Origin of the sequence: Herbaspirillum sp. GCM10030257, assembly GCF_042666555.1 — a bacterium.
Taxonomy (GTDB): Bacteria; Pseudomonadota; Gammaproteobacteria; order Burkholderiales; family Burkholderiaceae_D; genus Noviherbaspirillum.
Genome location: NZ_JBHTDH010000042.1, coordinates 1 through 25,954, shown reverse-complemented (window position 1 = coordinate 25,954; position 25,954 = coordinate 1). Strand labels below are relative to the sequence as shown.

Below are 25,954 nucleotides of genomic sequence, written 5' to 3'. Positions count from 1 at the left end.
CGCAGGGTCTGGGCGTGTCGATCGATTCGCAGCTGCTGTCGATGATGCCGTATCTTGCAACGATTCTCGTGCTGGTCCTGATTTCGACCAATGCCAACTGGATCAAACTCAACATGCCAGCCTCGCTCGGAAAACAGTTTTCCCCTCAGTAGGTTGTTTTGTCCACACAATTCAGACGCGAGAAGCCATCCAGATTGCGGATTACAGATGAACACAAGAAAATTTTCTGTACTCCTCTTGCCCATATGGAGAAAGCATGACGCAGACACTGAGGCATTTGAACCTTGATTTAGTTCGTATCCTGTACCTGCTCATGACCGAACATAGCGTCTCGATGGTGGCATTAAAGATGAACCGGCCGCAACCAACGATCTCCGCATCGCTGCGGAAACTGCGTGATCTATTTAACGATCCTCTGCTTGTGAGAGGTACTCATGGGTTAGTGCCCACGAGCCGAGGCATCGAATTGATTGAACCTTCGAAGAGAATTCTAGACGAGATGGAAAAGATCTTTGTCCAGCGATCCACGTTTTGTCCGCAAACTGAACAACATCATTTTCATATTGCAGCTCCAGACTATTTAGACAGTCGTTTATTGCCTACAATAGCTACGAGCCTTCGCCGCCAAGCGCCAAAAAGTGAGGTCTCTTTACATTACCTTGGCTCCCACCGAGACTATTCACGAGGACTTGCGGAAGGAACGCTGGACCTTGTGATAGCAAACTGGGATGATCCCCCGCAGCATCTGCATATTGCCAAACTTTTTGAAGACGAGATAGCGTGCTTTATGCGAGCAGACTGTGCTTATTCGCTAAGGACAAAGCCAGATGCAATGACGATCACAGACTATTTAAGCCTTCCCCATGTCGTTCCTTCTCAAATGCAGCCGGGTTATATCGGTATCGTTGATGAATTGCTCGAGGAGAGAGGTCTATATAGAAATATTGTGGTCAATTCCGCGTACTTCAGTCTAATCCCGATGTTAATGGTAAATAGCGATCTGGTATTAACTACTGGAAGGCAGTACATGAAACAATTTGAGAGAAGCCTTCCAATAAAAGCGTTTGACATGCCGTTAAGTTTGCCATCCATGAAGTTTTCTCTTTTGTGGCATGAACGGGCCCACCAAACTCCAGCGCATAAGTGGTTACGTGGCCTAGTCAGTACGGTTACAAAAGATTTATTGAAAATTAATGGCAGTTCATAGATCGACAACCAGGCGCGCCTCGTTGCAACGCAAGCCGCTGCTGCAGCGTCAGGAAATCATTTGAAGCTAGACCAAGGCAAGTTTTCCTATCCCGCACGTGCTCGCGATCCAATATTTAAAACACCCTATTGCACGTAAAGGTAAATACGCAATAAGTAAATATTGGAGGAAATCATGTTTTTTCTGCCCGGTATCTTTTCTCACGAAATGGAAGCGCTTCTCGATGCGCTAAGACGTGACCTACGAACTGAGCAAGCGAAGTCGTTTGGTGATACGCCGGATGTGCATTTTCATCGTCAAAATGTGAGAAAAAGCTTACGCCTGCTTGAAACCTTAAACCCTAGGGGCCCACATCGTCACAATTATCAGCCGGCTCAAATGGTAAAACGTGGCCGCCATGGCGCGCGTGAGAGTACACTTGCAATGTCATGTATGTCTACGCCGCATAAAATAGATTTCTTCTTACACGACGACAAGGGCGTAACTCTGGCATTACGGAAGCGTCGAAATTGAACTTGATAGATTATTTAAACAGTTTGCAAGGGTTGCATCGTCCGCTTAGCCTCGGAACGGTGCCACTTTGGTACGGAAGACGCAGACTAGGGCAGGTAGCTAAGTCATCGAATAGGATGTTATTTGATCATGTGCCGCTGTTTTAAGATAGAGCGTGTTCATAACCAATTACTAATCCTGCTGTGGGCTCAGAATGATGGCATTAGACATAAAACCTCGCCTGAATTTTTTGTTCAAGCCATCTTCAGATATCGCACTTTCGGCTATGTTCAAATGTCCTGTTTTATTCTCCGGGTTTGCCCGTTAACGCAGCCGCGCCGCGGAATAAGAAGCCAGAGCAGGGCAGTCATTAATTCATCACTATTGCCGGCAAGACCGGAATTTTGGTTCGTTGATTGCTTCAGTGAATGCTCTTACCTATTGCGCGCTCCAGGTCCTGCACATCAATCTTGCGCTGCACCTTGGTCCCCGGTGCTGCCTTTGCCTTCTCGACTGGCAAACCCAAATTTGTGCGTGCCGGCGCTGCATGACTACGCCGGTTATCGCGCTGCTGTTGCACCAGCTGCGCAATCTGCAGCACGTGTCCCAACCGCTTGTTCTCCACAATGGCCCCCTGATCCACATCCGGCAACCGGTCATACCGGACATACGGCAGCACGTAGTCATTAGCCCGTAGTTCAATGCGCCCATCCGGGTAGTCATAAACCTCTATGTACTTGCCAATGAGCCGCCGGTTCACCGGCGTATCGCCTAACAAATAAATCGCCTTGTCGTACTGCAGCGTCAGCACATGCGACACCTTGCGCGGCTCGCGTATCGTAAAGATCAAATCCAATTCCTCATCCTCACGTACCGGCCGGTGCGCATCCCAGTCATTCCTGGGCGGTTTGGCAAAGCGCCGGTTATAGTCGGCAACGAAAGAGGGCGCATACGCATTGGCCGCTGCCATGGTGGAAATGCCTTCCAGCCGCAATTCCTTGACCAGCCGGTCTTGCAGCGTCAGGTTGGCCCGCTCGACACGCCCTTTGGCCTGGCTGCTGTTGGCACACAGGCTCTCGATATTGAGCTGATACAGCACCCGTCCGAACTGCGTCACACCATGTTCCTTGTCGACCTGCTTGCGGTTGACCCGGAAGATCGAGGCTTTGTCGCTGTAGAACGCCTGCGGCTTGCCATGCCGCTCCAGATACGCCCGCGTGGCTTCGAAATAACTGAACGTCGACTCGCTATACGTGAAATGCAGGTGCATCAGTCGACTGGTCGCATCGTCGATATACACCAGCAAGGTACAGGCCGGCGCCCGGTCTTCGAACCAGCGATGGTCGCTGCCATCGATCTGGATCAGCTCGCCGACACAATGACGCCGGTTACGCGGCTGGTAGATCGACGGCGAACGTAGTTTGCGCGGAATCCATAGACCGGCTTCTGTCATCAGCTTGCGCACCGTTTCCTTGCCAATCACAATGCCATGCCGCTCGCGTAGCTTCTCACAGGCCAATGTCGGCCCAAAATCCGGGTAACGCTCACGAATGATCGATAGCGCCAGATCAGGCAAACCAGACGACAGCTGATGATGACGCTGACCGCGTTTGCCTGATACCAAACCCACGGCACCGTCCATCTGATACCGGTCTACCAATCGATCAACCTGGCGTCGCGACAGTCCGAGTCGGGCCGACGCTGTCGTTGCCTCGAGATTGCCGTCAGCCACTGCCTGGATGGTCTTGATCCGGTCGACTTCACGCATGCTCATGGTAATCATCCCAATGCGAGCCATGATGTGCCTCCTGAACCAGGTAAGCACCCAGCATGGACCGCTTAATATCTCAGGACCTGCTTAAAACGGGACAATCTGATTTAGCCAGTTTGAGACATTCTAATCTTGCTAGTACATACAAAGTGCACATAATGATCATTATGTTAAATGGCAAGCGTAAGTTGCGCCGCGCTCTATTGAACGCACTTCAAGCACTTCTTACCCCGGCATCCAGACCGGCAGCAAGCTAGAAAGTCCAACAAATCACGCTTTTCAACGCCTGCCATGAGCAGGCGTTTTTTATGTCTGGCAATCGCTCTATAGTGTCGCAGTTTTTGCGCACGGCTGTATTGACCGCGAGCGTTGCGCACAAACCAGTAGTGACGACGTATCTCACCCAAGACACCCGCCATTTCGTTGGCGGAAAGTCCGTCTTCCCATTCGAAAAGCTGTAATTGCACGGTGCGCATTCTATTGCAGTATGGCAACATTTGCTTGCCATGTTTATGGGACACGGTAGCCATGTAGCACATCGTCGCAGGCCGGGACGACCGGCCTAACCGCTCCTACATGTGCTCAGGACACGCCGGGGTGCCTTCGGCATCCACCCATTCGGGTGGACTCAAATCGCCCCGGTGACTATGTTTTACCTTCCTGCTTGCCTGCAATCGGGACGTTTTTCCCCGGCGCCATCGTAATCTTCGGTGTATCACAGAGCGAGTAAAAATCTGGGACACCTTCATAGCTAATCTTTGCAACACAGTCGGCCATCACTGACACTTTGTAACCCGCCCTTTTCAACTCATCGCTCGTGATGGAAAAAGCGGGTTGCCCGTTCTGGCTGACCTCGAAGAGATACATTTCACGATTTGCCTTCGAACGAAGATATGCCGCGATATGCAAGCCATACCCGTGAAACGGATGTGGTCGGGAAGCTTTTTCGGTGGGTTCAATCGTCACTGTTTCGACCTGGTGTGTCGGCTCAGCTGCCGGTTTAGTTGACACGGAATCGGAAACCGGCTTGCCCGGTATGACGGTAACCTTACGCGTGACATTCTCGCCCTTAGGCTTCGGTGCCATTGCTTCGACCGGCGAGAATCCATTACGCGCAAACAAGGCAATAGCCGTTATCAGAAATATCGGCCCGAAAATGAACGGCCAGCGCTTCCAGATCGGCACAATGTCATTAGCGGTTAGCTCTTGACCGGCAGAACTCGACTTCGTATGAGAGCGGTAATACTTGAAAAATTTCTTGTCATACGTCCGCGTATTGGTGTTCATGCAGTCACCACGGACACCATCAAACACTTTGCGAATGTAATGATTGTTTGAGCCGAAAGCGGTCGCCTTCCTGACTCTGTACATTACCTGCACAAGGTCCACGATATCTTTGTTCACCTTGCCATGAGACTGGCTGATCAACAGCACGTCTGCATATTCGTGACGGTGCAAGGAGAACCACTCGGCGACTTGCCTCTGCGTTCCCATCCGAGGTAGGCAAAGATGGCATTCGTCAATGACGTACAACGGGCCAGAGCCGTTTTCTGGATGCCGCCAAGGATCACCATAGTCCTCGACGCAAGCGAACGGCCTAGAGCTAATTTCATCAGCGTCAGGGTCAAGAACGTCCGCAGGCCTAACCTTGCCGGCAGACTTCGTCACAATCTTCAAAAGTGAACGCTGCTCAGGCGGGAAACTATCAAGAACTAGAGGTAAGTTCGTTATCACCTTGCGGCCAGACGCCAGCGCCGGAATAACATGAAATGCGACAGCCTCATAGCTCTTGCCACCTCCGGGAGCACCTAACATGAGGTTAATCATGTTCGAGCCCTTGTAGGTCCTCATGGTTCGCTATGGCTTCGCTTATGGCGTAATACTTCGCCTGTAGAGATTCCAACCGTTCGGAAAGGGCAATCTGGTCATCACCTGAATTCATTTCATCTTCAAGCTCTTCCAATTGAGATTCAACCGCCCTCATACGTTCAAGGACTTTTTCTTCAAATTCGCGCAACTCTTCGAGTGAATATGCCATTTACGACCCCAGTCTGGTGAACGGAATTATTTGCAAAGTGAGTTTGATAAGAATGGCCGCGAGAAGGATCGCGAAGCATTCACCAATGCGACAAAGTGCCAGCATGTTTGTTATCTCAGCAGGCATACCGGCAATGTAGGTAGCCGGATTAAATAACTGAAAGTCTGAGGTGCCGGGAAGCCCGTTAAGGATCGTCTGTATCAGCTTGAGCGAACCGATAAACGTCCATACGATCAAGTCGGTGACCAAGTGCCAAAGGGACTCGAAAACCGCTACGAAAAGTTTTCCGAACCACGTAGCAAGCGCGACGACCTTACCGAGGATTGCAGAGAAAAATGCACCCATGTTTGCCCCTTAGAAAATGATCTTGCGAGCGCAGAATGCCGCGGTCGTCAGCATGATCAAACCGATAGCCTGATATATCCAACACGGCACATCGAAAGGCATCGTGCCGAAGTTGGCCAAATTCCCTATTCCGAATGAAAGTTGGAAATTCGGGCAACTACCACCACCGCCAATCTCCGGGAACATCGACCGAATACCCGCCCAAAACTGAGTGCTCTGAATATCGGGTTTATTGTCACGCCAAGCACCGGCGATCCCGTCAGGGTACTTCTGCGTATAGAGCTTCGGAACGTCCGGCATCGATGGATCATTGAACGTAAGGTCTTCCTCATCGCGTTCATCTGGTGAATTAGGCTCATCGGGACCATTCTGAACGTCCTCTATGATGGTCTGCTGATTAGTCGTGTTATTGGTGATAGTGGTAGTCGTCACATTCGTGACGTGATAGTTCGTTATGCGTGTATCTTGATTGGTGCTTCCTTCCGTCTTGGGCGTAACGGTGGTTTTCTCACTGGTGACAGTCGTGGACTTTGTACCATCTGCATTGGTCGTGGTAGACCGGCCTGTCTCTCTGGGCGCAGTTGTGACCGGTGGAGCATTCCATGTTGTAGGAGAGGTACCGAACTCAGGTTTATCAGGTGAATAACCGTCTTTGCGAGCACCATCAGCCATACGGGGGCTATTGGACGGGGTCTTATCCTGATCTTTTTTTGCAGCATCTTCAATATCGGGTTCAGTCGCCGGGACTTCTTTCTTAGTTGGGTTATTCGGAGTGCAATAACCATCACCATTAATCATTAGCTTGTATGTATATCCCGTTTGACATTGAGGCTGACCAAGCGCCGTGTTGTACTTGCGTTCAGTGCCGTTCTGAAGCGAGACGCACCACATATCTGTGTAGGTTTCCGTACGCTCGCGCAGCTCCACACGAAGAAATACATTATTTGCATAATTACCCGCCACAGACTGACAAGCAGCTTCGGGAGTCGTATATCGTTTGGTCGTATCACCCACGGACGTACGCCAAGAGAAGTCGGCAGGCACATCAGGTTCCACGTTTTCCTCTTTGCACCAGTCGCCAAGCGTACCCGCTGCACAACGTTTGATGCCCTCGTCAATCAAAGCTTCGGCGACGATGCCAGCCGCAAATCCACCTGGACTAAATTTAGCCGCTCTCGCAACCGCCTTGGCAATAGCAGCTTTAGAAACCTTCGATGTGACGCTAACCGGGATTTTGACCTTGGTGCCAGATTGCGTTGTGATAGTACTCGTACCGTTCCGCGTAATGTCAGCGCCAGTTGAAGTGCCTGAAGTCGTAGCCGGTGTATTGCGAGTGAAATTATCTGAGGTATAGGGGTTCTGATACGGTGGCCAAGGTTCGAAGGGACCGACAACATCGGCAGGCGTAGCAGGAACCGATATCGCCGCGAATGCGTAAGGTGAAAGTAAAAGGGCTGAAATCATCAGCCCAAATACAAAGTACGCCAGATTCCTTATGTGCCTCATCTACCAGTACCCCTCATTGCAAGAATGAAGACAAGCGCACTGATACCACCCAACATGGCGATAAGAGCATAGAAGAGTGCTACCAGTGCGCCGGTCATAATTACGCCTTGGCGACGCCGCGTTTTGCCAGCGTGATCGCCTTGAATGCCATAGCGATACCAACGATTGCCAGTCCAGCAGTACCAACCCAAGTTGCTACACCAGCGAAATCAACACCTGCGAGAATTGCGTCCATGTTTTCACTCCTAAATAAAAGTGTCAGAGACCGTCTGACGGCGTACTACAAATCGTTAAGCCTTCTTGATCATGTCTACAGCAGCGCCGACGACATAGCCGAGAAACCATGTTGAAATAACTGAGGCAAAGCCCCACACCCACACGGCTAAAATCTGTGCCGCGTCTATTCCGATTACTGCGTAATCTTCCGGTGTCACTGGCTGACCTCCGTCACGAAAAACTGACCTGACAAAACGAACTGAGCGGTATCTACTGCTTCAGCCAGTTCGTCAAAGCGCCCTGCCTCATGCGCCCACTGCGTATAGCCGACATCGCCTTCATTCGGAGTCAGGAACAAGCCCGATTCCGCATCCTGTACGATGAAAGCAGATGTCTTAGCCATATCACGCTGCCTTCTTCTCTACGGTCAAGGGAGCGAGCGAACCGATAATGGTTTTGACAGTCTTACCGTTCGTAATCTGCTCGAACTCCACTTCAGCGATGAACGGCACCGGCAGATGCTTAAGCTTGTGGAATTCGTCGGAAGAGCCAAAGTTGTATTCCACAGTCGCAAAGCCCTTTTGATTGCCCTTCGATTCGTCCAGGCGGGTTTCGATATAAACTTTTGTGCTGTCGTAACTCTGGCCGTTTTCCATCGTGCCTTTTGACGCTTTGATACCGGTGACTTTCGCTTTCATGTGTACCCCTTGATGTAATGGCCTATGCGTGGCAATTCGTTCCGTTTAGGCCGTAAGACGGAACTGCCTTGATAAAGTTAATGAACGATGGAACGACAGGAATCGTCATCGTTTTGTGGATTGGTTCAGGACCGGTCTGTGCGGTTGCCGTTAGAGCCTTGAGGCGCTTCGGCCATGCGTTCTCATCCTTGTTGCAGACGAGATCCAGTGCTTCCTTGTCGCCATATAGCGAGCGGAATACACGAAGGTATTTTCCAAACTGGTGGCGTGTGACATTGACCGCAGCATCTACGACGAGCTGTGCGGTTTTCTGTTTCAGTTCAAGCCGCTGTAACGTTGGGTGGTGAGCGAACTCAGCAAAGCACGGATAGGCTCCTGCGAAGTATCCAGAAGGCGCGACAAGGATATCCAGAGGGATAATGCGGTCCGAGGATTTGAATTCCACTTCGACCCGGCACCATAGAGAACTAGCATCACCCTCCTTTTTTCCCTTCTCATAGAAGCGACAGAATTTTCCGCTAGTGCGCGTTCCAATGTAGAGCGTTCGGCCTGCGCCAGTTGGCCTATGCCAGTTACCAACGCACTCAATTGACGGTGCACGTCCACCAGCCCTTGCGGTATATCCGCCTTTAGCCCATTGAGACTCTGCCCAATCAACTGACAGGTACTTGCCCTCGATATCATCATGTGCAAGATCGATTCGAGAAATTGACGGTCTAACCGCAGTATTGGTGAGGAAGTCAAACAAACGTTTCTGCCAGCCTGTAATTGCATTTACACACCCCTGTCCTGTCAAAGTAATCAGCATCGTTGCGCGTTGACCGCCGAAGCAAACAAAGCCCATGTCATCACCAAGAATCCATGACTCTTTGTAGAAGTTCATCCCGGTGTCACGTTTAGCTGTAATGCCGAAGCCAAAGATTTTTTCTAAATGTCGACTGGCTTCCATAATGATTTCGTCATTCGATACCATCACTTCACGTGCAGTCTTGAACCATGTGTCCTCAAGCACTGTGAAATTGATCCAGTCGATGACACAGACCTGATCATGTCCGGGACGCTGAACCATTTGAATTTTCAGCTTGCCGCTCTCCGACATCACCAGTTCAACAGCCTCTATGGATTCGCCGGAGCCAAAGTTTTCCCCCATGTTATTAATGGGGGTATCTGCCGGGGCGACTGTGGGGTAACCCCCGCGAACGGCGTGCTCCTCCGTGCGCGCGCCTGCGGGGGTTGATCCCTCAGAACGCTTTCCAGCTGCGTAAACCTGCGCCTTCACACTACGGGCTGCAGATGAGCGTCCTGACGCTTCTGCGTAGCTCTGTGCTTGACTGTCGGAATGTTTACCCATAGAGTTCCCTGATGCATTCATGTGAAAGAAGTCTTTCACCCGAAAGATATCTTTCATGTGAAAGACTTGTCAATAGGAAAGTAAATAAATTTATGGAAATGTCTGCTGCCAACTTGCAGGCCATGGCGGAATCGCTAGTACAAGAACTTAGGCGTATAGCGGATTACAAGCGTGCGCTGGTACTAGACACATCAAAGACTGAACTCGACTATCAGCAAGCCCATGAAGAATGGAAGGCGGTGTATCAAGACATTTTCGCGTGGTCTGCGGCTGACAAAACCCTCAGCATGTTGTTTTTTCTAGACGAGCAGAGGAATGCACTAGGCGATGATGCGTACTATGCCGGTGTTGTTAAAATATTAATGTCAAAAGATGGAAACGGCGGCAGATGGCTTGCTGCGACGGGCAAATATAGGAGTGATCTATGAAAAGCGTGAAGTATCTTGATGACCTAGCAGCGGCTAACAATCTAAAGAATGACAATCAGCTTGCGCAATTTATGGGCTGGCAAAGCGGAACCGTTACCAATTACCGAAAAGGTCGGCGCGTAATGGATAACGAGGCATGCCTGGCAGTAGCCCTAAAGCTTGGAATTGACCCAATGCCGATAATTATGGCTGCTGATATTGATCGCGCTGAACGCGCTGGCCAACACTCCTTATGGGAGGTTTTTTCGCAGAGGATGGCAGCCCCGGCTAGCGTCGTCCTCGCTACTCTATTTGCGACAAATTTTTTATCACCGCAAACTGCAGAAGCCGCTTCCCGCCTTGCTCCGCAGCAAAAATCTGAGGCAGGTGTTAAGATTATGTTAAATGAAATGCATTTTTATTCGCCATAATCTCTGGGCATTACATCAAGTGTCATAATTACACGGCTACAGCATAGTGTTAGCTACCGGTCGCACACTAGACGTGATGTTAAAAATGAACGACGAAACGACTCGCAAAATTTAAAGTGTCGGCTCATTTAATTTGTCACCGCGCGCCAAGCCCTTTCTCGATTCAAATAAGCTCCTTCCAAGCTCTGTCCCACTTACCCAACAATCCCATGAATATGGGGAGGCATCCAGCAAATGTTTACGGTCTACTTATAGTTAGTTGAAGCACAGTAAATAAAAGGTATGCAAAAACACACGCTACTTTCATCCGGCTTGGCTGTCGCGCTTGTTGGCGGAGGTGTTGTGCTGCTCAATAATTCGATGTCCGGCTTTTGGCAGCCATTTATCGCTGCGCCCGCGAGTTCGATAAAAGATGCGGATTCCGCTATCTCAAGTCGAGAACCCGTTGATGCTGCAGTACTCGGCCAGCCAAAACGAACATCACGATATGAACGCCCTGCCACGGGCGGCACGATCAAAAAGTGTTTCATTGAAGGAAAAACGGTCTACGTCGACCAAAAGTGCCCCACTGGCGCTACAGCTCAAGATCTTCACCTTTACGATACCGCAGGTGTCATCAGCCCGCCCAAAGCTGACCTTCAGGTCCTTACCGCCCAGCGCAAAGCAGCAGAGGCACAAGACCACCAGGCGGGACGTAATCAAGTAGTGACCGTAGGTGCATCCCAATCAAAATCAAACCAATGCGCCCTCCTCGACCGGCATGTCGAGTACTTAGACTCGATGGCACGACAACTGCAGCCTGCATCCACGCAAGACTGGATTAGAGACGAGAAATCTAAGACCCGGAACCGACAAGCGTCACTTGGTTGCTGAATATATCCTTGGATTTATGCGAAAGACATTTGATAGAAGCAAGCACAATGTCGCCCGGTACTGGCTCCAGTCAATACGTTCATCTTTTAAGGATCGATAGGGATCAAATGCTGGAAGCAGTTCTGAACCTGCAAAGACGAAGATCACTCTGTGGGCATTGCGACATCAGTGGATATTACGTTCGCAGCTTTGTAAATCGGAGGCGTATGTGAAACCATGGAGCAAACTCCAGCGCGAGGTCAGCAAACTTTTTGCCGAGGGGCTGCGTTTGCAGATCCAATGCCGCGCGTACCGCATGGTATCGGCCAGTGGCAGCACCGACCTGGCCCGCTATTGGTGTACGCTGGGCAAATACGTGATCTGGGATTACCCGCGTAAATCTGGCGAAAACGCTACGTGCTATCCTTACGACACGGACGTGTCGTCGATATCGAGTTTATTGCGTGAGTACATCAACACGCCAACCGACCAGTTGCTCAGCTTCGCTTTCGCCGACCGTTGGCAGATCGTGGACATCTTGCTCGCTGCGGACAGGCGTATCGGGAAGCACCGCCTTCCTGAACTCAAGGCAAGACTCACCCATCCCGGTGCCATGGCGATTGCGGCAACGCGCTGGGGTCGGGAGTGGGAGGACGCAGTACCCGCGCTTGAGCGCGAAAGCCCGCCGGTTCCAGAGGCTCCACCGGGGTTAGCTGACGCGCCGATTGCGACCGACAGCAGCCTTCTTCGCGGACTGACCTCCTAGCGCACCGTAGGCGTAGGGCGCTGTACCGATGCTCGCTCTTTGGCAAGTCAACCGCTCCAAACAAGTCATTCCAGGAGCAGTATGCAGTAAAGGGGACGCAGGCGGTTTGCTGTATCATCCCGTTCCTGAAAACGAAAGCCGCGCATGCTCATCATCACCATCAAACAGGGTAAGGAAAAAGGACTGCTTTCCGGCGACCCGTGGATTTACCCCTTCGCCATCGAACAGGTCGACGGCAAGCCGCAGGAGCGCAACAAACCGGGCGCCACGGCGATCGTGCAATCATCGGCTCGCCAGTTCCTGGCTCGCGCAGCCTATAACGCCAAATCGCAAATCGCCGCCCGCGTCTGGACGTTGCGCGAGGACGAGCCGGTTGACCACGCGATGATAAAGCGACGCGTTCAGGCTGGCGTGCTTCGCCGCGCCGATGCGCTGCGCAGCGCCGATCCGCAGGCGCTGGTCCAGTTGATCGATGGCGAAAAAGACGGCTTGCCAGGCCTCCTGGTGCACAGCTATGGTGGCATCGCAGGCTATCTGGTTTGCCAGTTCAATGCCGGTGGCGTCGACCTGTGGAAGGTGCCTGTAGTGCAGGCGCTCCTGAATGCCACGGGTTGCCGCAACGTTTACGAACGCTGCGATCCACTGTTGCGCAAGGGCGAAGGACTGCCAGTCACGCCGCGCGCACTGGCAGGCGACGAACCGCCCCAGCGGCTAATGGTGCGCGAGGGCAAACATCTAGTGCCGATGGATATTCGCACCGGCTTTATCTACCCGCGCTGAGAGGCGCGTCGAATGGGAAATTCCTGAAACAACGCTCCAAGGCATGCCAGATTTGTCTGCTAAAGATCTACCTGGTACTCGGATCGTTGCCGTTGGCCGGTATGCGCCTGAATGATATCCATTGTGAGCGGCAGCTAGGCATCACATTCGAGACATCGTTTGCGCAAAGCGGAAGCATAGGATGCGCCCCTTGCCTGCCGGTCGGCGTTTCAGAAGGCGGACGCTCAATGTTTCGGTTCATCGGCGCGTTCACAGTCAGCCACCGCCGCTTGCGCGTGCTACTTCGCGGATGTGGCAACAGTGATGTGTCGCAAAGCCACGGCCCAAAAAGCAAGCGCTAGTAAGCTAACTCCAGCACCGACGGCACCTACCAGACCGAAGGCGCCAATTGCCGTGTGTGAAAACGAGTACGGCGGTGCGCTTAGCGGCAACACCATGGCACTCCAAAAGATGTTAAAAGCGGCGAACATAAGGAGCGCCAGCACTGCCCAGCCTTCACGCTCAGCCCATACCCGGCACAGATCCGTCGTCCTGCGCTGGTCCAGTGCAGTGGCTACCGACGGTAACGCTTGTACCCGCGGCCGGAACCCGATTGGCCGCTTCTTGACCTGCCATCCCTTGAGTTGGAAGATGCGCTGCACCGTGTTCTTGTTGAAATCCAGCAGATGCGCGACCGTTCAGTAACCAGAGGATGGATTCTCATTGATCATGGCTTTGATCGGCGCAGCAAAGCATTCCTGAACCTTGGGTGCCGACTTCACCGGCTTGTAGTAGGTGGTTCTGCGGGGTAAGCCAAACCATTGGCAAATCTTGCGAAAAAAGCGGTCTTCAAACCTGAGTAATTATTTAAAAACTGTACGCGCGTATTTCATCATGGCCTGGCTGCAACAGCAGCCCCCTTGCAAGAGTGCCGGATACGTTAGGGCAAACCGTTCTCGTCTGAGGAAATGAGTCTTGCAAATGCGGAACGGACCATACATTTTTTTAAGAACATCTTGCAGCATCGCCTTGCCCAGCGACAGATCGCCAACGAGTCGCTTAAACTTTGCATTCTCTTCGTGGAGCTGGCGCAATTACTGCAGCTCCGACGGCCCTATGCCACTGTATATCCTGCGCCAGTTATAAAAGGTCGCGCTCAGCCTGCTGGAGCGCAAAGGCGATTTGATCCTCGGTATAGCTGGATTTCTTCACGGCCCATATTCCTTCACGAAATTAAAAATTATGCCGGCCTTCCTTAAACACGTTTGTCCAGTTTGTGGTGCAGGGGCATTCATTGCCAGCAGTCTACTGGCACTCTGGAAAATTATTCTAATTTGATGTAAATTGACGCCTCCTCAGAGTTGGGCTCATCCAGTCCGCAATCGTGTTTCCCAAATACGTATGCAGACCTCAGGTAACGCCAGTCCCGATAACCAACTCAATTCCTCTGTTACCTTCATTCGCTTTAAGCCCGCCTTCAAAAACTTGATTTGATCAGGACGTTGCCATTTTTGCAAATGGACTGCGGTATTCCAGAATGGGCGCAAAGGCGAGCGTAGATGACCGGTTGTTTATTGATCCCACTAAAAAGAGAATCCTCACTATGATCATTCGTCTGTCCAAAGTGCTTATGGTTCTTGCCATGGCATTTTTCGCATCGTTGGTAAGTTTCGGCAACATCACCGACTATCAAACGAATTTCGCTTTCGTCCAGCATGTCTTTTTAATGGATACCACCTTCCCGGGCAACGGGATTATGTATCGCGCCATCGAATCGCCAACCTTGCATCATCTTGGTTACATCACCATCATCGCATTGGAAACCGCCACAGCGATTCTGTGCTGGATCGGGGGGTTCAAGCTGTTTAAAGCGGTCAAGGCAGGGAATGCACAGTTCCGGAACGCAAAGGCGATTTCCGTGGCTGGTCTGGCGCTTGGATTTTTGACTTGGCAAGTCGGCTTCATGTCGATTGGCGGCGAGTGGTTCGGGATGTGGATGTCAAAACAGTGGAACGGCGTGCCCGATGCCAGCCGCTTCTTCACCACGCTCTTGCTGGTTTTGATCTACGTCACAATGTCCAACGACGACCTGATGGAGAAACAGGGAGCGCCGCGAAATATATAGCCGGCCTGGTGATGCGCAAGCCAGACCGTGATATGCCGCTTCTGGCATGCCTTAAAATTTGACGTGAGGTCCTGCAATCACGCAAAGTGGTGTCTGCAGGACCATCCCGGCCCAGCCTGTGTTTGATAAGCCAATCGCTAAGCGAGGGCACTGTCACGTTAATGAGGGACGCTGGTAAGTTGTTTGATGAGCACACCCAAGACCCTTTACCATCGTCGCCGGTTTTCAGTTACCGTTATCAGTTGTGCTGTGCGCTGGTATTTCCGTTTCCAGTTCAGCCTGCGGGACATCGAAGAGTTACTTTTGGAACGGGCATGGGGGTCAACTACGAGACGACCAGCTAGGCAGTTGCCCAGGTGCAGTATGTTGAGTGCCGATTTTCATGGTTAATTAATACTGTATGGATGTGCAGTATACTGTTGCAAGCCAGACGGGATGGGCTTTACGGAGGATCAAGCGAAATGGTTTATCAGGCACCGCCCCGGTTTAAGAGACACTCAAAGCTTTTTAATTACTATAGTTAGCTTTTAAGGAAGGTATGGGCACTGACCTAAACTATATTCAGTACGTAGTCGAACAAGTTGGGCTTGGGTCCCGGCTCACTCACAAGAAGATGTTCGGTGAATACGCTCTCTATGTGGATGGAAAAGTCGTCGCCTTTGTCTGCGATAACAGCCTCTTCGTTAAGCCATCCCAAGCCGCAGTGAAACTGACGCCACATTTGCCACAACGAGCACCCTATCCCGGCGCCAGGAATTATCCCGTCGCAGATGAACTTCTTGACGACTCTGACTCGTTGCGACGCCTTATTTTGGAAACTGCAGTACTTATGCCCGAGCCTAAACCGAAGGCGTCGCGCAAAACGAAGTGAAAGGAAGGAAGATGAGCGGCACGCGATTAAAGAAAATAGGGGTCGGATTGCGCAGCAATCTAGCATGCATTTGAACGTGGGCACACCTACAGAATGTCAGTTAATCGAACGTTAGGCCGCTCAGGGAACGCAAATGGATATCATCGCTGTCAAAGAGCATTGCAGCCGTTACCCCGGTTCATCCTCTAAACTGTTCGGGCCGCCCAGCAACGTGCTTGTCTACTATGCTGGCGGTAGAAAGTTTGCCTACTTCAAAACCAGCGACCCGGAAAAGTGGCGCTTCAGTATTCGCACTACTCCTGAACGCTTCTTGGAGTTGACCGACGTGCCAGGCATCAAGCCAGCGCGTTACATGGCCAGGTTTCATTGGGTCACAATCGTAGATGTCAGCACAGTCCCAATGGATTACCTAGTAGAGTTGATCGCATGGTCTTATGCCAAGGCGATCACCCGTCCAAGGACGGCCGCAGCGGGGCAGCGTGGAAAAGCGGTCTAACAATTCATCAAGCCGACGCCGCTTCGCGGCTCGACTTAGCTCAGGTGTAAGGCATCGACCGGTATGAGAGCACAGATGTTTGCTATCGTTCCCACGCTGTTCTTCATCACAGCCATCGCCTGGAATCTTGTTTCGGTCAACTGGCGAAGTGACCCAGCTTCATATTTACTGGGTAGTTCGATGATTGCTTGCCCATTTGCTGTTTTGGCTATCAGCCATCTCACCATCGCAAACGGCAGGCGTAGTCATGCGTTCCTGTTGTCAGGAAATCTGTTGGTTGCGGTCGCAGTTTATTTTGTTTCGTTCTTGATGCGATGGTTTCAACCTGGGTGGATAGGAATTGCCTTCTTTTCCGTACTTCTCCTCTGTCTCGGGGCGATTTGGGCTGTAGGCGGATTGGCGTTTCGTGACAAGCACAACGGGCCTGACTTGAAATTGGACACGGACGTACACACGCCCCGGTCAGCCTAGAACGTTATACGTTGAAAAACGGAGGGTCCATTATGAGAATGCTGATTGACATAGATGTGCCTGATCTTCAAAAGGGAATTGATTTCTACTGCTCAGCGTTTGATTTGCATCTCCAGCGCATACTGGACAGTGATGTGGCAGAGCTTGTCGGCGGATCTTCGACCATATACCTCTTAAAGAAAGATGAAGGTTCGGAATGTGCAAAATCAATTCCCGGTGGCCGCCAATATTCCAGGCATTGGACGCCAGTCCACGTTGATTTCGTGGTCGATAATTTAAACCTCGCTGTTAAACGGGTGATAGATGCCGGCGCAATACGTGAGACGGAATGTGTTGCCTGGCGACGCTCTAAGTGCATTACGTTTTCAGATCCATTTGGCCACGGATTTTGCTTAATTGAATTTGAGAATGAAACATACAGCGATGAGATCGCGTAACTCGCCACTGCTACAGGGCAAACAAAAAATTTGCGGCTTCGCAGCACAGGTCGTTCACCTGTTAGCTCAACGTTGGACGTCAAAATAACTCTCGTCGCATGGAACTTCTGTAGCTGCCCATATCAAAGTGTATCCTGATTTATTTGGAGAATTATGCCGAGCCTATTCCAGTCGCAGGTTGATACCCTAGTTCAACTGGGCTACCCAAGCTTCTTCGCCATGACGGCAGGAGAGTTTCAAGAATCGCTCCCTCCACTTGAGCAATACGTGCCAGCCTCCGCCGGCGTGCCGTTCGATCCAAGCAAGGGGAAGGTGCCGTTTGTTCTGGTCGTTCGTTCGGTGCGGGCTCCTGTCGCCGTAACGCTGCCTTTGGTCAGTCGGCGCGGGAACTTCGCTATTGAACGCATGTATCCAAAGAAGCCTGAAGACTTCTCTCCCATTGAATCCGTTGCGTTGCCAGGAGGCGATGCGTATCTGCTGCTGCAGATCGACCGCGGTGCTGAAACATTGAATGTCACGCCAGATGACGCATACCAGTCCATTCTTGGGCAAGGTCGCTCGCCGCTTACTATCGAAGAGGGGGTGGCTGTGCTGACACAGTTCCCAGAGCTTCTCCAACCCAACAATTGCTTTTCACTGCTTGCGTCCCGCTGCGGAGACAAGCGTGTTCCCGCTCTTTGGCTGAGTGAGAATCACCCGAAACTCGGTTGGTGCTGGGCCGGCAATCCACACACGTGGCTGGGGTCGGCATCGTGCGCCGAGCGTATTGGAACCGCCAAACTGGCAGCGTCCCTACGCACAGTATAAAGCCCAATTCGAGGCAGGCGCCACACAACCGTATTCTTGTCATGGAGTGCGACACTGCGCCAGGTGCGTCAAAGGGGGTACTGATCAACGCAATGTAGAAAAAAGAAGCAGGAGCCGCACAATCGGCAATCCTGGCCTGGCCGATGCTGGTCAAGAAGGCGGATAAAACCCGGGTAGTCCAATAAACTGGTTGGCAGTAAATTCGATAAATAGCTTTGACCGCAGTGGCTGGTAACGGCGAGAGGGATAAAGCAGATGCAGGTCTTGCGAACTGGCGGTCCATTCAGGAAGTACACGCACCAGTTCATCCTTGGTGAGCAGATCATGGACCAGCCATTCCGGACATAGACCAATACCGCTGCCAAGCGCGAGCGCTTCTCGAATCGCAAGTGCATTGTTGACCCGATAGCGACTATTTGTCCGGGCGCTCAATGTTTTGCCGGCCCGATGCAGGTCAATCATATTGCCTGGCGACCAGGCGAATCGCACAAAGTCATGCGACACCAAGTCATCAGGATGAAGCGGAGCACCCCGCCGCTCCAGATATGAATGAGAAGCCACCAGCAAGCGCGGCACGACAGCGAGATGGCGACCAATCACGTTTGGCGGCAGTTCCGCGCCAAGTCTCAGCGAAACATCGACTCCTTCTTCGACGAGATCAATGAAGCGGTCATTGAGAATCAGTTCCACCGAAATACCTGGGTGAAGGCGCAGAAACTCCTGCACCCAGGCGTTGACGCGAAACTGGCCAAAGGCAACTGGGGCGTTAATACGCAATAACCCGGTGGGCTCTTCAGTAAGCCCTTGAACACTGCTTACAGCCCCCTCGTATTGTTCGAGAATACTTTTCGCCTGATCGTAGAAGCGCAAGCCCTGCTCGGTCGGGACCGGTCCTTTCGTGCTGCGTTCAAGTAAGCGCACTTTCATTTGCGCCTCAAGCAGAGCCAATACTTTGCTCACAGTGGGCTGGGTCGTCTCGAGGTCACGCGCGACCGCCGATAGGCTCCCCAGCTCCATTGTCCGCACGAAGAACCGCATCGCTCGCAATGTATCCATTTGCCTCACTCATTCCAAAAGAGAATAAACTATAGTCCACTTTGCCGACTTCTTGCTTGTTTCGGAATACATTACTGTGAAGCTCTTTCTTTACGAGGAGCTTCCAATGAATAAATCGTTGGCCAGAGGAGCCGCCCTTGCCTTCTCTCTGGTGGTCGGTGTCGACGCGCTGGCACAGCAGGCCACACAGGCTTCCGGACATTGGGTCACATCCTGGTATGCCAGTCCGCAACCAGTCTGGGGCAACGACTTCGTACTCCCTATTGATGTACCGTCCAGCATCGAAAACCAGACACTGCGTGAGACCGTAAGGCTTAGCGCAGGAGGCAGTCGACTGCGGCTCGTATTTTCCAACAGGTACGGGAGCGAGCCAATCATCATTGGCGGCGTTCGTCTAGCACAACTGGAGCCACCCACCGCTGCGCTGACCGAGCGCACTGTGACCTTTGCCGGACAGCCCGGCACCACGGTGACGCCCGGGGCACAAGTTACCAGCGATCCGGTTGATTTGCCGGTCATGCCGTTGACGCAACTGGCGGTCAGGAGTTATTTCCCTGAGCGTACGCCAATCACCACTTTCCATTGGGGCGGGCAACAGACTGTGGATATCGGTAGCGGAGACTGGACCAAGCAGGCCGGGTTCACGATCGATGGCAGTGTCAAAGGACGGTTGTTCCTCAGCGGGGTTCTGGTCGAATCCCCGGTTGTAGCGCGCACCGTCGTTACCCTCGGTGATTCAATTACTGATGGCAATGGTTCGACGCCAAACCATGACCGTCGCTGGCCCGACTTCCTCGCCCGGCGGCTTGCCCCGCATGGCGTCGCTGTTGCCAATGCGGGTATTTCCGGTGCACGCCTGCTGCGGGACCGGATGGGCGTCAACGCCCTTGCTCGCATGGAGCAAGACGTGTTCAGCCAGCCCGGTGTCACCGACCTCATTGTGCTGATCGGCATTAATGATATCGGCTGGCCCGGCAGTCCGTTTGCACCCGCCGAACGTCCGGTCACGCTAAGCGAGTTAGTCTCTGGTTATTCGCAGCTCATCGCCAGTGCACATGCACGGGGCCTGCGTATTGTCGGCGGAACGTTGCCTCCGTTCGAGGGTGCGCTTGAGGGGACACCTTATGCCGGCCATTACAGCGTTGCCAAAGAGCAGTTAAGGCAGCAGGTGAATAGCTGGATCCGCCACATCGCTGACTTCGACGCCGTGGTCGACTTCGACGCGCTACTGCGAGATCCTGACAATCCCCGTCGACTGCTGGCCACATATGACTCTGGGGACCATCTTCATCCGGGCGACGCCGGTTATCAAGCCATGGCGGACGCAGTCGATATCGCGATGCTGATACGACCGGTTATACGTCCGACAGGTCCGACATCGCGCACTCCCGGGGAGCGGCCATGAGTGTCGATCTGTTTGCCCCTCTCCGACTTGGCCAATTAACGCTGCCGAACCGTATCGTCATGCCACCCATGACCCGAGCTCGCGCGGCGGCCGGTGAGGTCCCGACGGACATGATGGCGCAGTATTACAAGCAGCGTGCTTCGGCCGGACTCATCATTACAGAAGGAACTCAGATCAGCCGTCAAGGTCAGGGATATGCCTGGACGCCGGGAATCTATACGACGGAACAGATAGAGGGATGGCGCAAGGTGACGGCGGCAGTGCACCGCGCAGGCGGGCGCATTTTTGCGCAACTGTGGCATGTTGGAAGGCTTTCGCACCTTTCCTTGCAACCGGAGGAACAAGCACCCGTTGCGCCCTCAGCCCTTGTTGCTGACGGAGTGCAGGTGTTCATCGACCCGCAGAGATTGGGCGCCGCACACGGTATTGGCCAGAAAGTGCAGCATTCGGCGCCAAGAGCCCTTGCAACCGCAGAGATTCGCAAACTAGTACAAGATTTTGCCGCAGCAGCGGAAAACGCGCTCAGTGCAGGCTTCGATGGCGTCGAACTGCACGGTGCCAATGGCTACCTGATCAATCAGTTCCTTGATTCCGGCTCCAACCACCGTACCGACATATACGGCGGCTCGCTGCGCAACCGGCTCCGGTTTCTTGAAGAAGTAACGCATGCAGTAGCCAATGCGGTGGGGCCCGAGCGGGTAGGCGTCCGCTTGTCGCCACTGACCACCGCACAAGGCACGACCGACGCGACACCGGAATCCACTTATCTCGCAGCAGCCAGGTTGCTTGATAAGTCTGGTATTGGATATCTCCATATCGCGGAAGCAGACTGGGACGATGCACCACCGATGCCAGTGGCGTTCAAGGAAGCATTGCGGCAAATGTACTCGGGCGTAATGATCTATTCCGGTCATTATGATCGACCCAAAGCGGAGGAAGCGCTGGCGCGGGGTTGGACCGATTTAGTTGGATTTGGACGTCCATTTATCGCGAACCCCGACTTGCCGCGTCGCCTGCAACTCGGAGAAACCCTGAATACCGGAAATTCGGCGTTGTATTTTGGTGGCGGCGCTCAAGGATATATCGATTATCCGTACCTTGACGATGCGCTCGGTTGAGCAATTTTTTGAGAACCTGTATGGTGTTTTACATATAGCCCGTGACGACTCTTACCTGATCCGAGGAATCCTGCAATGTCTGCTGGCCGGTACACGCCTGATAGGTCACTAGTGACATGGAACATCCGTCCCAAAGCAGCCGGTTGCCGCCCCACAAACCCGACATTGATGGCTTAAAAGAAACAGAATAAGGACACCCTCTGTTCTCGCTTGACCAGGACATGCCCGGCTCCGCCGTTGTGAACATTATTTCATCGTTGCGATCCAACATGTTCTGCTCGGAGGATTTCCATGTGGCCCTCACATCCCTGTTCTCGCTCATTTTGGACGTCCATATCCATCTTCATACCCGCAATAACCCTGATCGCCTGTGCACCTGCCAAGCTGCTTCCCCGTCAGGTACGTCAACAACGCGATTCCGACATGGCCGTACTCGTGAATGCCTTGCCAGAAGTCGACCATCAGAACAAAGCCATCATCGGTCGGTTGTTTGATGGCTGGCTTAGAGGCTTTGCCATCGATACCTTCGGAGCCAATCAGGGAAGCTCAGTGGTTGTGTTTGCATTGCTTTAAGGCCGGGCAGGAGCAGGCGTCCTTCTTTTTTACTCTATTAAAGTCATCACTTTCAATGCGAGACACGAATAACGGTTGTATCGTAATTACTGGCGCATCGGCAGGGATTGGACGTGCCGTTGCCGTGGCTTTCGGACGACGCGGTTGGCGCGTCGGCTTGCTTGCACGAGGGCGTGAAGGACTTGAGGGTGCTTGTCGTGAAGTGATCGAGGCAGGCGGTCAAGCCTTGGCGATTTCCGTCGACGTCTCGGACCACAACCAGGTCGAGGCGGCGGCAGAGCGATTTGAGCACGAACTCGGCCCTATCCGCGTTTGGGTAAACAATGCGATGGCAACTGTGTTCTCCCCCATCGACCGCATTTCACCCGAGGACTTCGAGCGCGTCACATCAGTGACCTATCTCGGCGCCGTCTGGGGAACGATGGCCGCGTTACGACACATGAAGAAGCGCAACGCTGGCATCATTATTCAGGTCGGTTCCGCGCTGGCTTATCGATCCATACCGTTGCAGTCAGCTTACTGCGGTGCAAAGAGTGCCCTTCGCGGATTTACCGATTCGCTGCGATCCGAGCTGATCCACGATGGCAGTGCTATCCACGTCACAATGGTGCAGCTTTCGGCCTTCAATACACCGCAATTCGACTGGGGGAAGACAGCCTTTACCAAGCAGCCGCAGCCAGTTCCGCCAATTTTTCAACCTGAAGTGGCAGCAGAAGCGATCGTATGGGCAGCAGAGCAAAAGCGGCGAGAGACATGGGTTGGCTTTCCGGCTGTTAAAGCCATCATTGGCACCAGGTTACTGCCAGGCCTGCTCGATCGCATCGTCGCGCGGCGTGCTTACTCAGGTCAGTTCACAGAAGTGGACCTTCCCGTGGGAAGAGCAGACAACCTGTATCACCCCGTGCGTAAGGACGTTGGCGTGCATGGACGCTTTGATGCTACCGCGAAATCATCCAGCACGCAGTTCTGGTTAAGCACGCACCACGGGGCTGCGCTTCTCGTCGTGCTGACTTCCTTTGCCGCCGTGTTGCTCGTTCTCACCTTATAAACAGGCAACGTTCCACCTGTTTAACACCACACCCTTTTGGCATAAAGATCTTTACAAAGTCTCCCCGTGTACTAGGCTGGCTGTATGCAAGCGCATTCAGTTGAAGAACCGGGCAGCAAGCTAAAGCATCAGATGCTGCCAAAGCGGCATACCGACGTCCTGCAAGCCAGGCCGACCTGGGCAAACCTTCGCCCTCACATGAGTGGGCTCATCCAGCCGACGTTCGCCGCGTACACGCTGCTGCGCCTTTTCGAGGCATGCAACGACCGGGTGTACCTTGGCGAGATGTACGTACGGGTCAAACGCTATCACGACTGGCTGGCGCAAAACCGCGATTTCGACGGCGACGGACTACTGACCATCATCAGCCCGTTCGAGTCAGGGATGGACTGGAAACCTTCTTATGATCTGGTCCTTGGGTACACCGAACGCATGACGCCGGACAAGCTGTACTGGAACAAACTGTTCTGGAAAGGTGTGGATGTTGACCTTTGCAACTTCCTGGCGGGATACGACTTGAAGAAAATCCGGCAGCGCGCACGATTTTTGGTCAAGGACGTTGCATTCAACGTAATCTATGCGCAAGACCTGGCCGCCATGCAAACGCTCGCTCAAATTGTGGGCGACGGCGATGCGTCAGCTTACAAGAGACGTCGACAGCAAGTCCAACAAAGTGTCATGGACATGATGTATGACGAAGTCGATGCTGCCTTCTACGACCTCCACGAACCAGGTTCCCGTCGCCTTCGCACTCGCACGCCGACCATCTTCTTTCCGCTGGCTCTGGATAGTGTTTCCGATGCCTGTGCAAACGCCGTGCTACAGCGGCATTTTTCCGGGTACGCAGAATTTGACATACCGTACCCGCTTCCTTCGGTCGCGCCGGATGATTCATCATTCCATCCTGGCGAGTCCCCATTCATCTGGCGCGGCCCGACGTGGGCATTTCCGAACTGGTTCCTGTACCACGCATTCAAGCGACACGGCTTTGATACCCAAGCACAGTACCTCAAGAACGCACTTGCAGCTGCAATCAAACAGAGCGGATTTCGAGAATACTACAACCCATATCGCGGCGAGGGCTACGGCGCCAACGATTTCACTTGGTCGGGTCTTCTTATCGACATGGACTGATTAACTATCCCCTTCCAGAGCGACGTTAGTGATTCCGCTGCGGGGCAAAGCGTGTTGAGGGTATCGTGCCTGCTGATTGGAACACCTTTGCGTATGTGGGATAGAAGGATCTCGCTATGCCGGTTTTTCAGGATCATCGTCCCGTGTGTGAAAGCGGAACCGACAAACGGACGCACCCTTTGCCATGCATTCCGCGTGCTCGACGCTGGCTCCTGTCACTGCTGCCAGGAGCGACAGGTCGAAGCGGCAAACCGTCGGATGCTTGCTGGCCAACTCATGGAACACGCAGTTGTTTGCCTCGATGATAGGAATGCCTTTAAGCGATCTAGATGCTCGCGCGTTGTAGCCGAGCTCTTCCATTATCGATCCCAGATGGCGCACCTTTTCCTCGATCGTGGCAGGTTCCTGACCTCCTTCCTTGCTGACGAGGGAGGAAGCGACCTTGCGTCCCAGCGCGTCCAGGCGCTCGCCCATGCCCTCGGGCCCGACTTCGGCCTGAACCATCTCAAACAATAACTGTGCGAACCATGCGTAGTGCCGCGGAAAAACCTCGTTTCCTTTTTCAGTGAGTACATAGAGCTGTTCCGGACGCCCGCCGGTGGGTCTGGTGCCGCCTTTTTGTACCAGCTCGCTGCCTTCAAGGATTTCGAGATGCTGGCGCACGGCATTCCGCGTAACGCCAAGTTGTTGCGCAAACTCATCTACAGTCAGTCCGGACTTGTTCTGCAAGAGAAGGTTGAGTAATTCCCGTTGTCGTGTGCCGGCCATGCTAGCCTCCGCCTGCGCAAAAACGCGAATAAGGTGTATTTGCAGCGTTTGAAAAGTGTCGGTTACATCATTTCTATTGTAGACGAACGCGAAGCTGCATCACGCTGACTTGCAAGCGGAAATGAGAACGCAAACACCTTAAGTGGCCTTGGCTTACTCGAGACGAGTGGCAGCCGTTGTAGAACTCGAAAAGTTCACGCGGCGGCGCAATTGCCTTGCGGCGGTCCAGATCAAATCAGTTCCATGATGTCCTGCCACGTCATGTTCAGGTTGGTCAGCACATGGACTTTCTCGGCCATGCGCTTGATGCTCTTCTTCGACGGCCACAGCGCAAAGTACGCCTTACCAGTCGTCGACGCGTACCGCCTGCTAAACGTAAAACCCAGGAAGTCAAACCCCGCTCCCGGTGCCTTGCAGATACGTGTCCGAGATATAGACTGAATATAGTGGACCTTGGCAGATTATTTCGGTATGCGAACGTTTTAAATACCGATTGCTTGCCCGTGATGACAACGACAGGCTTGTCATTTTCTATGTGGTGAAGTCACTGTTTGAGCCGCCAATGAGTTATCTAGTGTGGCGTCCCGCAAGTAACTTTATATAAGTTGAGTTGTCTATTGGCTATGCTGCTGAAACAGGAGTATGGCCATGGAACGCGGACGTCCAAAGAAAGCGGAGATCACACTATCGGAGCAGGAACATGCCGACTTGCAAGTGTTAGCACGCTCGCGTTCCTTGCCGCATAGTGTCGTGCGGCGCGCCCAGATGATCCTGATGTCGGCTCAAGGTTATTCCAATACCGCCAT

Annotated in this window: 29 protein-coding genes and 4 pseudogenes; 20 read left to right on the top strand and 13 right to left on the bottom strand. The window is 52.8% G+C overall.

The window, feature by feature from the left end:
- From ACFQUU_RS27075 to ACFQUU_RS27065, 3 genes and pseudogenes are all read left to right on the top strand, one after another.
- Positions 1 to 152: pseudogene (locus tag ACFQUU_RS27075) on the top strand (ABC transporter permease); the annotation flags it as partial.
- A 104-nt stretch (positions 153 to 256) separates the two neighbouring features.
- Positions 257 to 1,207 carry a LysR family transcriptional regulator gene (locus tag ACFQUU_RS27070; RefSeq protein WP_382251429.1) on the top strand — a complete coding sequence of 317 codons (951 nt, stop codon included), beginning with the start codon at positions 257 to 259 and terminating at the stop codon, positions 1,205 to 1,207.
- A 174-nt stretch (positions 1,208 to 1,381) separates the two neighbouring features.
- Positions 1,382 to 1,720, top strand: a complete 339-nt coding sequence (locus ACFQUU_RS27065; RefSeq protein WP_382251427.1) for a hypothetical protein — start codon at positions 1,382 to 1,384, stop codon at positions 1,718 to 1,720.
- A 400-nt stretch (positions 1,721 to 2,120) separates the two neighbouring features.
- On the opposite strand, the gene ACFQUU_RS27060 is transcribed toward ACFQUU_RS27065, so the two are convergent.
- From ACFQUU_RS27060 to ACFQUU_RS27020, 9 genes are all read right to left on the bottom strand, one after another.
- Positions 2,121 to 3,497: an ISNCY family transposase gene (locus tag ACFQUU_RS27060; RefSeq protein ID WP_382251424.1), complete on the bottom strand. Its 1,377-nt coding sequence runs from the start codon at positions 3,495 to 3,497 to the stop codon at positions 2,121 to 2,123.
- 618 nt (positions 3,498 to 4,115) lie between these two features.
- Positions 4,116 to 5,297, bottom strand: coding sequence for a zonular occludens toxin domain-containing protein (locus tag ACFQUU_RS27055; RefSeq protein WP_382251422.1), 1,182 nt, complete (start codon positions 5,295 to 5,297; stop codon positions 4,116 to 4,118).
- On the bottom strand, positions 5,290 to 5,508 hold the full coding sequence (locus ACFQUU_RS27050; protein ID WP_382251419.1) for a hypothetical protein: 219 nt from the start codon (positions 5,506 to 5,508) through the stop codon (positions 5,290 to 5,292). Before ACFQUU_RS27050 ends, ACFQUU_RS27055 begins: the two co-directional genes overlap by 8 nt.
- Entirely contained in the window at positions 5,509 to 5,853 is a 345-nt protein-coding gene (locus ACFQUU_RS27045; protein ID WP_382251417.1) for a DUF2523 family protein, read from the bottom strand.
- Between the two features lie 9 nt (positions 5,854 to 5,862).
- Entirely contained in the window at positions 5,863 to 7,317 is a 1,455-nt protein-coding gene (locus ACFQUU_RS27040) for a hypothetical protein (RefSeq protein WP_382251414.1), read from the bottom strand.
- Positions 7,318 to 7,459: 142 nt separating this feature from the next.
- Positions 7,460 to 7,594: a hypothetical protein gene (locus tag ACFQUU_RS27035; RefSeq protein ID WP_382251412.1), complete on the bottom strand. Its 135-nt coding sequence runs from the start codon at positions 7,592 to 7,594 to the stop codon at positions 7,460 to 7,462.
- A gap of 195 nt (positions 7,595 to 7,789) precedes the next feature.
- A complete protein-coding gene (locus ACFQUU_RS27030; RefSeq protein WP_382251411.1) occupies positions 7,790 to 7,978 on the bottom strand; it encodes a hypothetical protein in 189 nt (62 codons plus the stop codon).
- Position 7,979: 1 nt separating this feature from the next.
- A complete protein-coding gene (locus ACFQUU_RS27025) occupies positions 7,980 to 8,273 on the bottom strand; it encodes a hypothetical protein (RefSeq protein ID WP_382251409.1) in 294 nt (97 codons plus the stop codon).
- A gap of 22 nt (positions 8,274 to 8,295) precedes the next feature.
- Positions 8,296 to 9,681: a replication initiation factor domain-containing protein gene (locus ACFQUU_RS27020; RefSeq protein ID WP_382251407.1), complete on the bottom strand. Its 1,386-nt coding sequence runs from the start codon at positions 9,679 to 9,681 to the stop codon at positions 8,296 to 8,298.
- Positions 9,682 to 9,716: 35 nt separating this feature from the next.
- On the opposite strand from ACFQUU_RS27020, the gene ACFQUU_RS27015 reads away from it, so the two are divergent.
- The 5 genes from ACFQUU_RS27015 to ACFQUU_RS26995 all read left to right on the top strand — a co-directional run bounded on the left by ACFQUU_RS27015 (position 9,717) and on the right by ACFQUU_RS26995 (position 12,860).
- A complete protein-coding gene (locus ACFQUU_RS27015; RefSeq protein ID WP_382251405.1) occupies positions 9,717 to 10,052 on the top strand; it encodes a hypothetical protein in 336 nt (111 codons plus the stop codon).
- Complete coding sequence (locus tag ACFQUU_RS27010) at positions 10,049 to 10,462, top strand: hypothetical protein (protein WP_382251403.1); 414 nt, start codon at positions 10,049 to 10,051, stop codon at positions 10,460 to 10,462. Before ACFQUU_RS27015 ends, ACFQUU_RS27010 begins: the two co-directional genes overlap by 4 nt.
- A 282-nt stretch (positions 10,463 to 10,744) precedes the next feature.
- Positions 10,745 to 11,335 carry a hypothetical protein gene (locus tag ACFQUU_RS27005; RefSeq protein WP_382251400.1) on the top strand — a complete coding sequence of 197 codons (591 nt, stop codon included), beginning with the start codon at positions 10,745 to 10,747 and terminating at the stop codon, positions 11,333 to 11,335.
- Positions 11,336 to 11,543: 208 nt separating this feature from the next.
- Entirely contained in the window at positions 11,544 to 12,080 is a 537-nt protein-coding gene (locus ACFQUU_RS27000) for a hypothetical protein (protein WP_382251398.1), read from the top strand.
- Between the two features lie 144 nt (positions 12,081 to 12,224).
- Positions 12,225 to 12,860, top strand: a complete 636-nt coding sequence (locus ACFQUU_RS26995; RefSeq protein WP_382251396.1) for an SAM-dependent methyltransferase — start codon at positions 12,225 to 12,227, stop codon at positions 12,858 to 12,860.
- 353 nt (positions 12,861 to 13,213) lie between these two features.
- Here the strand turns inward: ACFQUU_RS26995 and ACFQUU_RS26990 are convergent.
- Together ACFQUU_RS26990 and ACFQUU_RS26985 are read right to left on the bottom strand one after the other, a co-directional pair.
- Positions 13,214 to 13,345, bottom strand: a pseudogene (locus tag ACFQUU_RS26990) (MFS transporter); the annotation flags it as partial.
- A 495-nt stretch (positions 13,346 to 13,840) separates the two neighbouring features.
- Positions 13,841 to 14,051: pseudogene (locus ACFQUU_RS26985) on the bottom strand (IS3 family transposase); the annotation flags it as partial.
- 391 nt (positions 14,052 to 14,442) lie between these two features.
- Here ACFQUU_RS26985 and ACFQUU_RS26980 point away from each other — a divergent pair.
- The 7 genes and pseudogenes from ACFQUU_RS26980 (at position 14,443) to ACFQUU_RS26950 (ending at position 18,046) form a co-directional block, all read left to right on the top strand.
- The gene (locus tag ACFQUU_RS26980) at positions 14,443 to 14,964 is read left to right on the top strand and encodes a DUF2165 family protein (protein ID WP_382251394.1); all 522 of its coding nucleotides are present in this window, start codon (positions 14,443 to 14,445) and stop codon (positions 14,962 to 14,964) included.
- Positions 14,965 to 15,150: 186 nt separating this feature from the next.
- Positions 15,151 to 15,279 (top strand): annotated as a pseudogene (locus ACFQUU_RS26975) (IS6 family transposase); the annotation flags it as partial.
- Positions 15,280 to 15,502: 223 nt separating this feature from the next.
- Entirely contained in the window at positions 15,503 to 15,835 is a 333-nt protein-coding gene (locus tag ACFQUU_RS26970; protein ID WP_382251392.1) for a TfoX/Sxy family protein, read from the top strand.
- Between the two features lie 133 nt (positions 15,836 to 15,968).
- Positions 15,969 to 16,331, top strand: a complete 363-nt coding sequence (locus ACFQUU_RS26965; protein WP_382251390.1) for an MmcQ/YjbR family DNA-binding protein — start codon at positions 15,969 to 15,971, stop codon at positions 16,329 to 16,331.
- A 75-nt stretch (positions 16,332 to 16,406) separates the two neighbouring features.
- Positions 16,407 to 16,802, top strand: coding sequence for a hypothetical protein (locus tag ACFQUU_RS26960; protein ID WP_382251388.1), 396 nt, complete (start codon positions 16,407 to 16,409; stop codon positions 16,800 to 16,802).
- A 32-nt stretch (positions 16,803 to 16,834) separates the two neighbouring features.
- On the top strand, positions 16,835 to 17,239 hold the full coding sequence (locus tag ACFQUU_RS26955; RefSeq protein WP_382251386.1) for a VOC family protein: 405 nt from the start codon (positions 16,835 to 16,837) through the stop codon (positions 17,237 to 17,239).
- A gap of 153 nt (positions 17,240 to 17,392) precedes the next feature.
- Entirely contained in the window at positions 17,393 to 18,046 is a 654-nt protein-coding gene (locus tag ACFQUU_RS26950) for a DUF5701 family protein (protein WP_382251383.1), read from the top strand.
- Between the two features lie 150 nt (positions 18,047 to 18,196).
- Here ACFQUU_RS26950 and ACFQUU_RS26945 read toward each other — a convergent pair whose 3' ends face one another.
- Positions 18,197 to 19,102, bottom strand: coding sequence for a LysR substrate-binding domain-containing protein (locus tag ACFQUU_RS26945; RefSeq protein ID WP_382251381.1), 906 nt, complete (start codon positions 19,100 to 19,102; stop codon positions 18,197 to 18,199).
- A 106-nt stretch (positions 19,103 to 19,208) separates the two neighbouring features.
- Here ACFQUU_RS26945 and ACFQUU_RS26940 point away from each other — a divergent pair, with 106 nt between their 5' ends.
- The 5 genes from ACFQUU_RS26940 (at position 19,209) to ACFQUU_RS26920 (ending at position 24,380) form a co-directional block, all read left to right on the top strand.
- Entirely contained in the window at positions 19,209 to 20,507 is a 1,299-nt protein-coding gene (locus ACFQUU_RS26940; RefSeq protein ID WP_382251378.1) for an SGNH/GDSL hydrolase family protein, read from the top strand.
- Positions 20,504 to 21,625, top strand: coding sequence for an alkene reductase (locus ACFQUU_RS26935; RefSeq protein ID WP_382251375.1), 1,122 nt, complete (start codon positions 20,504 to 20,506; stop codon positions 21,623 to 21,625). The genes ACFQUU_RS26940 and ACFQUU_RS26935 overlap by 4 nt, the downstream gene beginning before the upstream one ends.
- Positions 21,626 to 22,048: 423 nt before the next feature.
- The gene (locus tag ACFQUU_RS26930) at positions 22,049 to 22,198 is read left to right on the top strand and encodes a hypothetical protein (protein WP_382251374.1); all 150 of its coding nucleotides are present in this window, start codon (positions 22,049 to 22,051) and stop codon (positions 22,196 to 22,198) included.
- Positions 22,199 to 22,253: 55 nt separating this feature from the next.
- On the top strand, positions 22,254 to 23,246 hold the full coding sequence (locus ACFQUU_RS26925; protein WP_382251373.1) for an SDR family oxidoreductase: 993 nt from the start codon (positions 22,254 to 22,256) through the stop codon (positions 23,244 to 23,246).
- Positions 23,247 to 23,330: 84 nt separating this feature from the next.
- Positions 23,331 to 24,380: a hypothetical protein gene (locus ACFQUU_RS26920; RefSeq protein ID WP_382251371.1), complete on the top strand. Its 1,050-nt coding sequence runs from the start codon at positions 23,331 to 23,333 to the stop codon at positions 24,378 to 24,380.
- A gap of 114 nt (positions 24,381 to 24,494) precedes the next feature.
- Here the strand turns inward: ACFQUU_RS26920 and ACFQUU_RS26915 are convergent, their stop codons facing one another.
- On the bottom strand, positions 24,495 to 25,148 hold the full coding sequence (locus ACFQUU_RS26915; RefSeq protein WP_382251369.1) for a helix-turn-helix transcriptional regulator: 654 nt from the start codon (positions 25,146 to 25,148) through the stop codon (positions 24,495 to 24,497).
- Positions 25,149 to 25,954 lie beyond the last annotated feature (806 nt).